At 60.7% G+C, this 585-nt stretch carries 1 protein-coding gene; it reads left to right on the forward strand.

Going from position 1 to position 585, the window contains the following annotated elements:
• A partial coding sequence (locus ACLNEE_RS16845) for a tetratricopeptide repeat protein (protein WP_412007447.1) occupies positions 1–585 on the forward strand: 585 nt, incomplete at both ends.

The following is a 585-nucleotide window of genomic DNA, read 5'->3' on the forward strand; positions in this document are numbered from 1 at the left end:
CAGGGTCTCTACAGCCAGGCGGAACCGCTCCATAAGCGTGCGCTGGCGATCAACGAAAAAGCCCTGGGCCCCGATCACCCCAGTACCGCCCTCAGCCTCAACAACCTGGCTTTGCTCTACGACAGGCAGGGCCTCTACAGCCAGGCGGAACCGCTCCATAAGCGTACGCTGGCGATCAACGAAAAAGCCCTGGGCCCCGATCACCCAAGTACCGCCACTAGCCTCAGCAACCTTGCTTTACTCTTCGACAGGCAGGGCCTCTACAGCCAGGCGGAACCGCTCCATAAGCGTACGCTGGCGATCAACGAAAAAGCCCTGGGCCCCGATCACCCCAGTACCGCCCTCAGTCTCAACAACCTGGCTTTCCTCTACGACAGGCAGGGCCTCTACAGCCAGGCTGAGCCGCTCTACAAACATGCGCTGGTGATCACAGAGAAAGCCCTGGGCCTCGATCACCCGGATACTGCCCTCAGTCTCAACAACCTGGCTTCTCTCTACGACAGTCAGGGTCTCTACAGCCAGGCGGAACCGCTCCATAAGCGTGCGCTGGCGATCAACGAAAAAGCCCTGGGCCCCGATCACCCC

The organism is Aphanothece stagnina RSMan2012, from assembly GCF_046764815.1.
Taxonomy (GTDB): Bacteria; Cyanobacteriota; Cyanobacteriia; order PCC-6307; family Cyanobiaceae; genus NIES-981.